Raw genomic sequence first — 12,682 nt, forward strand, 5'->3', positions numbered from 1 at the left:
GTTTCACTCCTTCCAGCCGACCTGATAGAGCTTGCCGTTGACCTTGTCCAGCGACGCACGCACCACAGGCGAATGCTGGTAAATGTCGATGAATTTGGCCAGGCGCGGGTCGTTCTTGTTCGCGGGCTGGATCACGAACTGAATCACGTATTCCGGGTGATCGAGACCGTCGAAAAGAAGCGCCGAATTGGCATCGAAGGTATTGGCCAGGCGGATGTAGGCGGGATAGCCCTGGACCAGGTCGGCGTCGTCGTAGGCCCGTACCAGTTGCACCGCCTCCACCTGCAGGATTTTCAGCCGCCGTGGGTTGGCGGTGATGTCGTCCTCGGTGGCCTTGTAGCCCACGCCGGGCTTGAGGGTGATCAGACCGGCCTTGGCCAGCAGTTGCAGGCCGCGACCACTGTTGATCGGGTCATTGGCAATGGCGACGGTGGCACCTTGGGGCAGTTGGTCGAAGCTTTTGTATTTCTTCGAGTACAGGCCGACGTTGTTGATAATGCCCGGTGCATAGGGCATCAGGTCGAAACCGGCGGCCGCCTTGGCGTTCTCCAGGAACGGGATGTGCTGGAAGTAATTCACGTCGATGTCGCCCGCCGCGAGGCTGACGTTGGGGGCGATCCAGTCAGTGAACTCGATCAGCTGGACTTTCAGACCTTGCTTGTCGGCTTCGGCCACGGCGGCCTCCAGGGGTATGGCGAATGCAGCCGTGGTGCCTACTTTGAGTGGCGCATCGGCGGCGTGGGCGCCGCCCACTAAACCGAGGCCGAGCAGGGCGGCGAGGACATAATGTTTGCTCATGAGGCGAATCCTTGGCGGTAATGGGCACCCGTGTGCTCGGCAGGTAATCGGGGGCCGCGCTCGAAGAGTTTGTCGCGCAGGGTGCCGGGGGCGTAGGCGGTCTTGTAGGCGCCACGGGCTTGCAGCACCGGAATCACCAGGTCAATGAAGTCGGCGTAGCTCTCCGGCGTCACCGTGCGCGCCAGGTTGAAGCCGTCGAGGCCGGTTTCGGCGATCCAGCTTTGCAGTTCGTCGGCGACCTGCTCGGGGTTACCGACCAGGGTGATGTAGCGTCCGCCCAAGGCGTGTTGATTGAGCAGCTTGCGGCGCGTGAAATCGTTGTTTTGCAGGACCTTGGTCGCCGATTCGATGGCGTTGCTCTTGACGTGCTGGATCGGCTCGTCGAGGCCGTAGCGAGAAAAGTCGATGGCAGTGGAGGCCGAGTAGTGCGCTACACCGGCCTCGGCGCTGGCGTATTGCAGGTATTCAGCGTGCTTGGCGCGGGCCGCCTGTTCCGTGTCGGCGACGACCACGGCCAGGCCCATGAATACTTTGACCGCGGCCGGGTCACGGCCCGCGGCCGACGCGCTGGCGCGAACCTTGTCCACCTGGAGGCGGGTAGCCGCCTTGTCCTGGCCGCTGATGAACACGCATTCGGCGTGATTGCCGGCAAATTGCAGTCCCCGGGGTGAACTGCCGGCCTGGAACAACACCGGGGTGCGCTGGGGCGATGGCTCGCAGAGATGGTAACCCTCGACCTGGTAGAACTCGCCCTGATGCCGAACCTTGTGCACCTTGCTCGGCTGGGCGTAGATGCGGGCGGCCTTGTCGTTCAGTACCGCGTCGTCTTCCCAGCTGCCTTCCCAAAGCTTGTACAGCACTTGCAGGTACTCGTCGGCCTGATCGTAACGACGGTCGTGCTCGACCTGTTCGGTCAACCCCATGGCGCGGGCAGCGCTGTCGAGGTAGCCGGTGACGATGTTCCAGCCCACCCGGCCACGGCTCAGGTGATCCAGCGTGGACATGCGCCGGGCGAACAGATAGGGCGTTTCATAAGTCAGGTTGGCGGTCAAGCCGAAGCCGAGGTGGCAGGTGCTGGCGGCCATGGCCGAGACCAGCAGCAAGGGATCATTGACCGGCAACTGGATTGACTCGCGCAAGGTGATATCGACGTTGCCTTCGTAGACGTCGTAAACGCCGACGATGTCGGCAATGAACAAGCCGTCGAACAGCCCGCGCTCCAGCAATTTGGCCAGGTCGGTCCAGTATTCCAGGGTCTTGTACTGGCTGGACGTGTCGCGCGGGTGGGTCCACAAGCCATGGTTGATATGACCGACGCAGTTCATGTTGAACGCGTTGAGGAGGATCTGCTTCTGGCGCATCAGATCGTCCCTCGCAACGGCGGATAGATATTGTTGAGGTAGTAATTGCCGATGGCGTGGTACTTCCAGCGCACCGGGTCATGCAGCGTGTGCACCCGTGCGTTGCGCCAGTGGCGATCCAGGCCGTGCTCGGCCAGTGTGGCCTGGCTGCCGGCCAGTTCGAACAGGGTACTGCTGGCGGCCAGGGATATTTCGGTGCTGATCGCCCGCGCTTCGGCCACGGCAATCGAGGCTACAGCGACCGTGACGGCATTGCCGTCGGCCTGGGCGATGTCCAGCATCTCGCCGGCGCGCTCCAGCAGCGCCTCGGCGGCGTGCACACGGATAGCCAGTTGACCGAAGCTCTTCAAGGTCAACGGGTCGTCTACCGCACGCTCCGTTCCTGAGTCGATCCAGGGGCGGGTGCGGGTGCGCACGAATTGCAGGGCGTCTTCCAGTGCGGCGCTGGCGATGCCGGTGTCGATGGCCGCATGGAGAATCTGCGCCAACGGGCCGACGGTGGTGGGCCGCTCGAAGGCGCTCTGAAAGGGCACCACGTCAGCTGCGCTGACCCAGGCATGGTCGAACACGACGGAGCCGCTGCCGGTGGTGCGCTGGCCGAAGCCGCTCCAGTCATCGATGACTTGCACGCCGGGGCTGTCGGCGGGGATGAACGCCAAGTGCTGACGGCCCTCGGCATCGACCACCGTGGTGGGGATGCGGTGGGCATACAGAGCGCCAGTGGCGTAGAACTTGCGACCGTTGATGCGATAGTTGTCGCCGTCGGCGCTCAAGGTGGTGGTGCGCTCGTGGGCGGTGCGAGTGCCGAGTTCCGCCAGGGCATTGCCCAACCGTCGACCCGCCAGCACCTCCTTGTACAGACGCTGCTGCTGCGCTTGGCTGCCGTTGACCCGCAGCACTTCCAGTGCATAGAAATGGTTTTGCGGTATCTGGCCGAGCGAAGCATCGGCGGCGGCGATCAGGCGGATGACTTCAGCCAGGGTGACGTTGGACACTCCCGCGCCACCGAATGCCCTGGGCACGCTGATGCCCCACAGCCCGGAGGCGGAAAATTGCTCGAGCTCGTGGATGGGCAGGCGTCGTTCCCGATCACGCAGGGCGCTCTCGGTACGTAACTGCTCGGCCAGTTCGGCGGCCACGGCCAACGCCTGAGCGTCGGATTGAATCAGGGCGACGGGCCCTCGGGATTGAGTTGAAAGCGTCATGTGTCAGATCCATGAATGTCGTGCGGGGTGGCTGCCGTTCAGGTACCAGGCGCCGACGGCGTGGTACTTCCAGCGCACGGGATCGTGCAGGGTATGGACGCGGGCGTTGCGCCAGTGCCGATCGAGGTTGAATTCGGCCAGGGTGGCGCGGCTGCCGGCCAGTTCGAAAAGCTTTTCGCTGGCCAGCAGCGCGATCTCGGTGGTCAGCACCTTGGCTTCGGCCACGGCAATGGAGGTTTGGGCAGCGACGTCGGCATCGATTCGGCCGGCGCTGGCGGCATCCACGCTTTTCGCGGCCTTGCGCAGCAGGGCCTGGGCGGCGTGCAGTTCCAGCTTGAGCCGGCCGATGTCGGCAATGACGTAGGGATCGTCGCTGGCGCGGGAGACGTTGGCATCGACCCAGGGCCGCGAGCGCGTGCGGACGAACTCAAGGGTGTCGTCGATGGCGGCCTCGGCGATGCCGGCATCGATGGCGGCCTGAATCAGTTGGGAGATCGCACCCTGAACATGCGGGGTTTCGCCCAGCCGCCAGATATCGATCACCTGCTCGGCCGGCACCGGCACCCGGTCCAGCAATACGGTGCCGCTGGCGGTGGTGCGTTGGCCGAAACCGGACCAGTCATCGACGATGCGCAGTCCGGGACTGCCGCGGCGGATGAACGCCATGACCGTCCGACCGTTATCATCCTCTGCCTTGACGGCGACCCAGTGTGCGAACAGCGCGCCGGTGGAGTAGAACTTCTGCCCGCTGACCCGAAAGCCATTGCCGTCGGCCACGATCCGGGCCTTGAGTTCCAAGGTGTTCTTGTTGCCGCGTTCCGGGCCACCATTGCCGATGCGGGCACCCTCCAGCACGCTCTGGAACAGCAGATGTTGCTGTTGCGGCGTGGCGGCGGCCTGGAGCATGGAAAGAATGGCGAAATGATTCTGCGGGATCTGGCCCAGGGCAGGGTCGGCACTGGAGATGATCCGAAAGACTTCGCTGACGGTGGCAAAACTGACCTGCGGGCCGCCGAAGGCTTTGGGGACGAGGATACTGCCCAGGCCACTTTGGCTGAACCCTTCCAGTGCTTGCCACGGCAACTGCCGTTCCTGGTCGCGTTTGGCAGCCCCTTCGCGCGCGGATTGCGCCAGCCAACGGGCGGCTTGCACTGCTTCTTCGTCGCTTTTGAGCACCTTGGCCGGGAGCAGGAGGGGCGCTGTGTCCAGCATGCCGTCGGCTTCGCTTGCCAGCGCTGCCCTGGCGTTGAGCACCGGGGTGATTGTGACCATGACGTCCTCGCAAGATTACCTACGCCACGTGTGTCGCGGCGATTGTCTTCAAGTGGGTCCGGTGGTCCGGTGCATATACCTTAAATGTGTAGGAAAATTATAAACAGGAACGTTTAGGTATATGGATAGAAGGGGATGTGACGGTTGAGTCATTTCCGTCGCCAACAGAACTTGCCGTGATGGTTGGCCGGCTTGCAAAGATAAAAACCGCCTCTTTCGAGAGGCGGTTTTTATTGGCCGGCACAAGCGCTCAGCACCTACCGATCCGCCAGAAACTTGCTCAAGAACTGCCGAGTCCGCTCCTCCTGGGGATGCTCGAACAACGCCTTCGCTTCGCCCTGCTCGACAATCACCCCTTGATCGAAAAACACCACCCGGTTCGCCACATCCCGAGCGAATTGCATCTCGTGGGTGACGATCACCATGGTGCGCCGCTCCTCGGCCAGTCCGCGAATGGTGGCCAGTACTTCCCCTACCAGTTCCGGGTCCAGTGCCGAAGTCGGCTCGTCGAACAGAATCACCTCAGGCTCCATGGCCAGTGCCCGAGCGATGGCCACGCGCTGTTGCTGACCCCCGGACAAGCGCCGTGGATAGGCATCTTCCTTGCCCGCCAGGCCCACCTTGGCCAGCAGTTTGCGACCCAGTGCCAACGCCTGCTCGCGGGGTACTTTTTTCACCACGATCGGGCCTTCCACCACATTCTCCAGTGCGGTGCGATGAGGGAACAGGTTGAAGTTCTGGAACACAAAGCCTACGTGCTGGCGCAGTTGCCGGATGGCACTCTGTTGCTGCAGCAACGGGCGACCGGTATCGATCTGGATGTCGCCCACCTGCAGGCTGCCGCTGGTGGGGGGTTCCAGCAGGTTGAGGCAACGCAGGAAGGTGGTCTTGCCTGAACCGCTGGGGCCGATGATAGCCACCACTTCACCCGGCTCGATGCGCAGGTCGATGCCCTTGAGCACCGTGTTGCCGTTAAACGCTTTCGTCAGTTTTTCCACCACGATCATGCTGCGGTCACTCCATATCGTGGCGGTTGACCCGCACTTCAAGGCGATGCTGCAGGTGCGACAGCAGGCTGGCCAGTACCCAGTAAATCAGGGCGGCCGCAAGGTACATGGTAAAGATTTCGAAAGTCCGAGCGGTGATCAGTTGCGCCTGACGGAACAGCTCCGGGACTTGAATGGTCGCCGCCAGCGCAGTGTCCTTGACCAGCGAAATGAAGCTGTTGCCCAGTGGCGGCAGGGCGGTGCGCGCCGCCTGGGGCAGGATCGCCCGGCGCAGGGTCTGCGCCCGGGTCATGCCGATGCTGGCTGCCGCTTCCCACTGGCCGCGGTCAATGGAGCTGATAGCGGCGCGCAGGATTTCACAGGCATAAGCGCCCATGTTCAGCGAGAAGCCGATCAGCGCCGCCGGCAGCGGCTCCAGCTCGATGCCCAACTCCGGGAGCCCGTAATAGATGACAAAGAGCTGCACCAGCAGCGGTGTACCCCGGAAAAACGACACGTAAATCCGTGCGGTCCACTGCAGCACGCGCGAATGCGCCAGCCGCATCAACGCCAGGCCGAAGCCCAGCAGAAGCCCGAAGAACATGCCGCCCAGGCTCAGCACCACGGTATACCAGGCGCCCTTGAGCAGAAAGGGCGCCGAATCCAGCATCAGCTGCAGGCTGTTCTCTATCATTGAGTGATATCGGCGCCAAAGTATTTGGTGGACAGCGCGGCCAGGGTCCCGTCCGCACGCAGTTTGTCGATGGCCTGGTTGATCGCTGCCAGCAGTTCTGGTTCGCCTTTGCGCAACGTCACACCGGCTTCCTGACGGGAGAACGCGGGACCGGCCAGCACCAGCGTGTCATTGGTTTTCTTGATCAGCTCGACGGCGGCCAGACGGTCGACAAGGATGGCGTCGATGCGGCCGATGCGCAGGTCTTGATACTTGGTGGGGTCATCGTCGTAGGTCTTGATGATGGCTTTGGGTTCGTTATCCTTGAGCCATTGTTCATAGTTGGAGCCCAGGCCCACGCCGACTTTCTTGCCGGCCAGATCATCGGCCTTGGCAATCTGCCCGGCGTTCTTCTTCGGGATCAGCGCCTGAATACCCGACACGGTGTAGGGCTCGGAGAAATCGTACTTTTTCTTGCGCTCATCGGAGATGGTCACCTGGTTGATCACCACGTCCAGGCGTTTGGACTCTAGTGAGGCGAGGATGCCGTCCCATTTGGTGGGCTGGAACTTGACCTTCACCCCAAGTTGCTTGGCCAGCGCTTCGGAGAACTCGACTTCGAATCCGGTGAGCTTGCCGCTCTCGTCCTGGAAGCTGAACGGCGGGTAAGTCCCTTCGAGACCAACGCTGAGGGTGCCGGCGTCCTTGATTTTTTGCAGTTGATCGCCGGCCATCGCCGGGCTGATCGCAGCCGCGCCCAATACCAGGCCCAAGCCCCCAACGAGAATACGGCGACGTAATGCGGAAAATGTCATGTTCAGCCCCTGTGCTGTTGTTCGGTTGGCGTAGCGGCGCCACTATAAATCGAGTTTTTTTAAAGTTGAAAATACTAAAAAACAATCTTCTTATTCAATTATGTCAAGCCATTCCACGCATTCGGGTAGGCGAAGAGCGCTGGAGCCCCGCCAGTGTGTAAAAAGATTACCGGGCCTTGGCCAAGACGCTGACGCTCTATGCCGTCGAGCAGTCCCGCCATGGCCTTGCCGGTATACACCGGGTCCAGCAGCAGGCCTTCGCGGGAGGCCAGCAGGCGGACGGCAGATACAGTGCCGGCGTTGGGTTCGCCGTAGCGCGGGCCATAGTATTCGTCCCACAACGTGACACTGAAATCGCTGGGCAGCGGCACGCCCAGCAGGTCAGCCGTATGTTTGGCGAGAGTTTCCACCTTGGGCCGCTGGGTCGACTCCGGGCGCGAGACGGTGACGCCAATCACCGGGACCTGACCCTGGCTTTCACTCAGGCCCAGGGCCAGGCCGCTGTGGGTGCCGGCGCTGCCTGAGGCCAGGATCACGGCGGCGAAGTTCAGCCCTGTTGCGGTCATCTGCTCGGCGAGTTCCAGCCCTGCACGAACATACCCCAGCGCACCCAGGGCGTTGGAGCCGCCGATGGGCACGACGTAGGGCCGCTTGCCTTCATTGCTCAGGCGAGTGGCCACGGCGGCCAGCTGAGCGTCGGCATTGTCGAGGTTGTCGACCCGCTCGACCTGGGTACCGAACAGCTCCAGCAACAAACGGTTGCCGTTGCTCAGGTAGCTGCTGTCCTGAGTGCCAATGGGATTTTCCAGCAGGGCCACGCAGCCCAGGCCCAGTTGCGCGGCCAGTGCGGCGGTCTGGCGCACATGGTTGGACTGAATGGCACCGGCCGTCAGCAGGGTATCGGCGCCTTGGGCCAAAGCGTCGGCCGCCAGGTATTCCAGCTTGCGCAGCTTGTTGCCGCCCAGCGCCAGTGGCGTGGTGTCGTCGCGTTTGACATAGATGTCCCGCCCGACCCATTGCGACAGGCGTTCCAGCTTGTGCAGGGCAGTCGGTCCGGACAGGAGGTCAAGACGAGGGAAGCAGGCGAGGGATTGGCTGAGCATGGATCGATCCGATGGGTGGAGGTGCGCTGGCAACTATAGCAAGTTCATCCATGACGCCCCCATCCCCGGCGTAACCCGGACATTGCGTTTATGCTCTGATGCACGAGTGACTGTGCAAAGTGTTCTTTTTGCCATCACTGAATTTGCCGTATCGTGTGCGCCGCCAGGCGCAATGCCGCCCGTTGATACGCAGGAGTTGACCGTGAACGACATATCTCAACCACGCAAAGGCCATTGGCAGCTGCAGGCCATCGTCGGTCAGCTGCGTTCGGCCCGTGACGATTGGCGCCGGCAAAACGGCCGCAGCTGTGGGCAGCAGGGCGGCCGCGAGTTGCCGTCCCGCGAGGCTATCAAGAGCATTCTCGAGCAGCTCTGTGGCGCGCTGTTCCCCATGCGTCTGGGGCCGGTGGACTTGCGCGAAGAGAGCGAAGATTTCTATGTGGGCCACACCCTGGATGCCGCGCTCAATGCGCTGTTGATCCAGGCGCGCCTGGAGCTTCGCTACGCCGCGCGTAATGGTAATTGCGACTATGCGGAGGTCGATACTCATGCCATGCACCTGACTCAGGCGTTCGCCGCCGCGTTGCCGGAGCTGCGACGCGTGCTCGACACTGACGTACTGGCCGCCTACCACGGCGATCCGGCTGCGCGCAGCGTCGATGAGGTGCTGCTGTGCTATCCCGGCGTGCTGGCAATCATCCATCACCGACTCGCCCATCACTTGTACCGTGCAGGTCTGCCGCTGTTGGCACGGATCAGTTCCGAGCTGGCTCATTCTGCCACGGGCATCGACATTCACCCGGGTGCACAGATCGGTCAGAGCTTCTTCATTGACCACGGGACCGGTGTGGTCATCGGCGAGACGGCAATCATCGGCGAGCGGGTGCGTATCTATCAGGCGGTGACGCTGGGCGCCAAGCGTTTCCCGGCCGATGAGTCCGGGACGTTGCACAAAGGCCACCCGCGCCACCCGATCGTGGAAGACGATGTGGTGGTCTATGCAGGGGCAACGATTCTGGGGCGCATCACCATCGGCAAGGGCTCGACCATCGGCGGTAATGTGTGGCTGACCCGCAGCGTCGAGGCCGGCAGCAACGTCACCCAGGCCAACGCCCAGCATGATGGCAGCGCCGTCTGACGGGGCTATTTGTCGCACCGCACTCATCGGCCCGATTAGGCCAGTCGGGCTTTCCGTGTTTAAATTGAACGCTTGTTCAACAAAAACTGCAGGCTTCTGATGAGTGCAACTCCCAGCGGCGCCGTCCGTATGAACGCGCCGGTGTTCTATTTCGCGGCGAGCTTTATCCTTGTTTTCGGTATCGTAGTGATCGCTTTTCCGGTTCAGGCAGGCGAGTGGTTATCGGCCGCACAGACCTGGGCCGCCAACACCGTGGGCTGGTATTACATGCTGGCCATGACCCTGTACCTGGTCTTCGTGGTGGCCACCGCCTTGTCCGGTTACGGCAAGATCAAACTCGGTGCCGACCATGACGAACCCGAGTTCAGCTACCTCTCCTGGGCTGGCATGCTGTTCGCTGCCGGCATCAGCATCACGCTATTTTTCTTCTGCGTCTCCGAGCCGCTGACCCACACGCTGCATCCCCCGCAAGGCGTGGGCGGCACCGAGGCGTCTGCGCGGCAAGCCATGCAGCTGGTGTTTCTGCATTGGGGGCTGCATGGCTGGGGTGTATTCGCCTTTGTCGGCATGGCGCTGGCGTATTTTGCCTACCGTCACAACCTGCCGTTGGCTTTGCGATCGGCACTGTACCCACTGATCGGCAAGCGCATCAACGGACCTATCGGCTACGCCGTGGACGGCTTCGGTATCATCGCCACGGTCTTCGGCCTCGGCGCGGACATGGGCTTTGGCGTGCTGCACCTGAATGCGGGCCTGGACTACCTGTTCGGCATGCCCCACACCCACTGGGTGCAGATGGGCCTCATCGTGCTGATGATGGGCGCCGCGATTGCCGTGGCAGTGGCGGGCGTCGACAAGGGCGTGCGGGTAATGTCGGACATCAACATGCTGCTGGCCTGTGCCTTGTTGCTGTTCGTGTTGTTTGCCGGGCCTACCCAGCACCTGCTCAATACCCTGATCCAGAACATCGGTGACTATCTGGGCGCCTTGCCGACCAAGAGCTTTGACGTCTATGCCTACAACCCCAAGAGCGACTGGCTGGGCAATTGGACGGTGTTCTACTGGGCCTGGTGGATCGCGTGGGCACCCTTTGTCGGGTTGTTCATCGCCCGGATCTCCCGTGGCCGTACCATCCGCGAATTCGTCTTCGGCGTGCTGCTGATTCCGCTGGGCTTTACCTTGGCGTGGATGTCGATCTTCGGCAACAGCGCCATCGAGCTGGTGCTCGGCCACGGAATGACCGCGCTGGGACAATCGGCGCTGGATGACCCGTCCAAGACCTTGTACCTGTTGCTGGAAACCTACCCCTGGAGCAAGACGGTGATCGCGGTCACCGTTTTCATCAGCTTCGTCTTCTTCGTCACCTCCGCAGACTCCGGCACCGTGGTGCTCTCGACTTTGTCCGCCCGGGGTGGCAACCCCGACGAAGATGGGCCGAAGTGGCTCCGGGTATTCTGGGGTGCGATGACCGCGCTGATCACCGGCGGTCTACTGTTTGCAGGCAACATTGATTCGCTGAAATCGGCGGTGGTGCTGACCTCGCTGCCGTTCTCGCTGATCCTGCTGGCGATGATGTGGGGGCTGCACAAGGCTTTTCACATGGAATCCCAGCGCAAGATCGCTCAGCTGTATTCGCTGGCGCCGGTGGCGAGCAGTCGACGAGGCCGTGGCGGCTGGCGCCAGCGCCTGACCCAGGCAGTAAGCTTCCCGTCCCGCGATGAAGTCTATCGCGTCATGGAAAGCGTGGTGCGGCCTTCCATCGCCGAAGTCACGGCGGTGTTTGCCGAAAAGGGACTGACTGCGGTCACTCAGGAGGACAGCGGCCACGACAACGTCACCCTGGAAATCGGCCACGGTGAAGAGCGGCCCTTCATCTATCAGGTGCAGATGCGCGGCTACTTCACACCGTCCTTCGCCCGTGGTGGCATGGGGAACCAAGAGCTCAAGAACCGCCGCTACTACCGGGCCGAAGTGCACCTGGCCGAAGGCAGTCAGGACTACGATCTGGTGGGCTATAACAAGGAACAGGTGATCAACGATATCCTCGACCAGTACGAACGGCATATGCAGTTCTTGCACATGGTTCGATAGGCGGGGCAGAGAGTCGCCGATGGGCGGGGCCATCACGGCTTGATCGGAACCGCCACCCGCTTTCCCGCCTCAACAACATCCAACAACAACGTCAATGAGAACAGGAAAGACCATGACCTATATCGCTGCCGAGAACCGTTACGAATCCATTCCCTACCGCCGCGTCGGCCGCAGCGGCCTGGTCCTGCCGGCCTTGTCCATGGGCCTGTGGCACAACTTCGGCGATGCCACGCCGATCGACACCCAGCGGGCCATGCTGCGCACGGCGTTCGACCTGGGCATCAACCATTTCGACCTGGCCAATAACTACGGCCCACCCTACGGCAGCGCCGAGGTCAATTTCGGCCGACTGCTGCGCGAAGACTTCCAGCCGTATCGTGACGAGCTGATCATTTCCACCAAGGCCGGCTGGGACATGTGGCCGGGCCCCTATGGGCAGGGTGGGGGGTCGCGCAAATACGTGCTGGCGAGCCTGGACCAGAGCCTGCAGCGCATGGGGCTGGATTACGTGGACATCTTCTATTCCCACCGCTTCGACGCCGATACACCGCTGGAAGAAACAGCCAGCGCATTGGCCACCGCCGTGCAGCAGGGCAAGGCACTGTACATCGGTATCTCTTCCTATTCCGGGGCGAAAACCCGGGAGATCACCCGGTTCCTGAAGGAATGGAAAGTGCCGCTGTTGATTCATCAGCCGGCCTACAACCTGCTGAACCGCTGGGTCGAGAAAGACCTGCTGGATGTGACCGATGAGCTGGGTGCCGGGGTGATTGTGTTCACGGCGCTGGCTCAGGGCTTGTTGAGTGACAAGTACCTTAACGGTGTGCCGGAGCAGTCACGGGTCAACCGTCCGGGGGGTGGCTCTTTGCCCAAATCCCACCTGTCGGAAAGCAACCTGGCGCACATCCGCGCCCTCAATGAAATCGCCCGCAAACGCGGCCAGAGCCTGGCCCAGATGGCCCTCGCCTGGACTCTGCGCGACCCGCGCGTCACCTCGGCCCTGATCGGCGCCAGCCGGCCGGAGCAGATCATCGAAAACGTCCGGGCCCTCGACAACCTGGTCTTCAGCAACGAAGAACTGGCCGAGATCGACCGCTTCGCGGTGGAGGGCGGGATCAATCTTTGGGAGAAGCCGTCGTTGGCAGAGTAGCTGCCCGCAGGTGACGCCTCTGTGGGGGCGTGCGAAGCCCGCGAACAACGTTGCACGGCGGTGACTGCGTAGCTTCCCTCGCGGGCTTGC

General features: G+C 62.3%; 11 protein-coding genes. 3 read left to right on the forward strand and 8 right to left on the reverse strand.

The features are described from left to right. Positions 1–3: 3 nt before the first annotated feature. From HB675_RS11150 to HB675_RS11185, 8 genes are all read right to left on the reverse strand, one after another. Entirely contained in the window at positions 4–798 is a 795-nt protein-coding gene (locus HB675_RS11150; protein ID WP_213878367.1) for a MetQ/NlpA family ABC transporter substrate-binding protein, read from the reverse strand. Beyond that, positions 795–2,159: an LLM class flavin-dependent oxidoreductase gene (locus HB675_RS11155; protein WP_213878368.1), complete on the reverse strand. Its 1,365-nt coding sequence runs from the start codon at positions 2,157–2,159 to the stop codon at positions 795–797. The genes HB675_RS11150 and HB675_RS11155 overlap by 4 nt, the downstream gene beginning before the upstream one ends. Then, complete coding sequence (locus HB675_RS11160; protein WP_213878369.1) at positions 2,159–3,364, reverse strand: SfnB family sulfur acquisition oxidoreductase; 1,206 nt, start codon at positions 3,362–3,364, stop codon at positions 2,159–2,161. The genes HB675_RS11155 and HB675_RS11160 overlap by 1 nt, the downstream gene beginning before the upstream one ends. A 3-nt stretch (positions 3,365–3,367) precedes the next feature. After that, positions 3,368–4,576, reverse strand: a complete 1,209-nt coding sequence (locus tag HB675_RS11165) for an SfnB family sulfur acquisition oxidoreductase (RefSeq protein ID WP_256737520.1) — start codon at positions 4,574–4,576, stop codon at positions 3,368–3,370. Between the two features lie 317 nt (positions 4,577–4,893). Then, the gene (gene tcyN, locus HB675_RS11170) at positions 4,894–5,643 is read right to left on the reverse strand and encodes an L-cystine ABC transporter ATP-binding protein TcyN (RefSeq protein WP_213878371.1); all 750 of its coding nucleotides are present in this window, start codon (positions 5,641–5,643) and stop codon (positions 4,894–4,896) included. A 7-nt stretch (positions 5,644–5,650) separates the two neighbouring features. Then, entirely contained in the window at positions 5,651–6,316 is a 666-nt protein-coding gene (gene tcyL / locus HB675_RS11175) for a cystine ABC transporter permease (RefSeq protein WP_213878372.1), read from the reverse strand. Beyond that, positions 6,313–7,110: a cystine ABC transporter substrate-binding protein gene (gene tcyJ, locus HB675_RS11180; RefSeq protein WP_213878373.1), complete on the reverse strand. Its 798-nt coding sequence runs from the start codon at positions 7,108–7,110 to the stop codon at positions 6,313–6,315. The genes tcyL and tcyJ overlap by 4 nt, the downstream gene beginning before the upstream one ends. A 98-nt stretch (positions 7,111–7,208) precedes the next feature. After that, positions 7,209–8,213, reverse strand: a complete 1,005-nt coding sequence (locus tag HB675_RS11185; RefSeq protein WP_213878374.1) for a D-cysteine desulfhydrase — start codon at positions 8,211–8,213, stop codon at positions 7,209–7,211. Between the two features lie 172 nt (positions 8,214–8,385). On the opposite strand from HB675_RS11185, the gene epsC reads away from it, so the two are divergent. The 3 genes from epsC to mgrA all read left to right on the forward strand — a co-directional run bounded on the left by epsC (position 8,386) and on the right by mgrA (position 12,592). Continuing rightward, the gene (epsC, locus tag HB675_RS11190) at positions 8,386–9,351 is read left to right on the forward strand and encodes a serine O-acetyltransferase EpsC (RefSeq protein WP_213878590.1); all 966 of its coding nucleotides are present in this window, start codon (positions 8,386–8,388) and stop codon (positions 9,349–9,351) included. A 129-nt stretch (positions 9,352–9,480) separates the two neighbouring features. Continuing rightward, on the forward strand, positions 9,481–11,442 hold the full coding sequence (gene betT, locus HB675_RS11195; protein ID WP_213878591.1) for a choline BCCT transporter BetT: 1,962 nt from the start codon (positions 9,481–9,483) through the stop codon (positions 11,440–11,442). Between the two features lie 112 nt (positions 11,443–11,554). After that, on the forward strand, positions 11,555–12,592 hold the full coding sequence (mgrA, locus tag HB675_RS11200) for an L-glyceraldehyde 3-phosphate reductase (protein ID WP_213878375.1): 1,038 nt from the start codon (positions 11,555–11,557) through the stop codon (positions 12,590–12,592). Positions 12,593–12,682: the final 90 nt, after the last annotated feature.

It is taken from the genome of Pseudomonas sp. dw_358 (assembly GCF_018449655.1).
In the GTDB taxonomy this organism is placed as follows: Bacteria; Pseudomonadota; Gammaproteobacteria; order Pseudomonadales; family Pseudomonadaceae; genus Aquipseudomonas.

Coding starts and splice junctions, on each gene's coding strand:
- tcyL (WP_213878372.1), bottom strand. CDS start 6,316: ATGATAGAGAACAGCCTGCAGCTGATGCTGGATTCGGCGCCCTTTCTG.
- HB675_RS11150 (WP_213878367.1), bottom strand. CDS start 798: ATGAGCAAACATTATGTCCTCGCCGCCCTGCTCGGCCTCGGTTTAGTG.
- HB675_RS11155 (WP_213878368.1), bottom strand. CDS start 2,159: ATGCGCCAGAAGCAGATCCTCCTCAACGCGTTCAACATGAACTGCGTC.
- betT (WP_213878591.1), top strand. CDS start 9,481: ATGAACGCGCCGGTGTTCTATTTCGCGGCGAGCTTTATCCTTGTTTTC.
- HB675_RS11160 (WP_213878369.1), bottom strand. CDS start 3,364: ATGACGCTTTCAACTCAATCCCGAGGGCCCGTCGCCCTGATTCAATCC.
- tcyN (WP_213878371.1), bottom strand. CDS start 5,643: ATGATCGTGGTGGAAAAACTGACGAAAGCGTTTAACGGCAACACGGTG.
- HB675_RS11185 (WP_213878374.1), bottom strand. CDS start 8,213: ATGCTCAGCCAATCCCTCGCCTGCTTCCCTCGTCTTGACCTCCTGTCC.
- epsC (WP_213878590.1), top strand. CDS start 8,386: ATGCCGCCCGTTGATACGCAGGAGTTGACCGTGAACGACATATCTCAA.
- tcyJ (WP_213878373.1), bottom strand. CDS start 7,110: ATGACATTTTCCGCATTACGTCGCCGTATTCTCGTTGGGGGCTTGGGC.
- HB675_RS11165 (WP_256737520.1), bottom strand. CDS start 4,576: ATGCTGGACACAGCGCCCCTCCTGCTCCCGGCCAAGGTGCTCAAAAGC.
- mgrA (WP_213878375.1), top strand. CDS start 11,555: ATGACCTATATCGCTGCCGAGAACCGTTACGAATCCATTCCCTACCGC.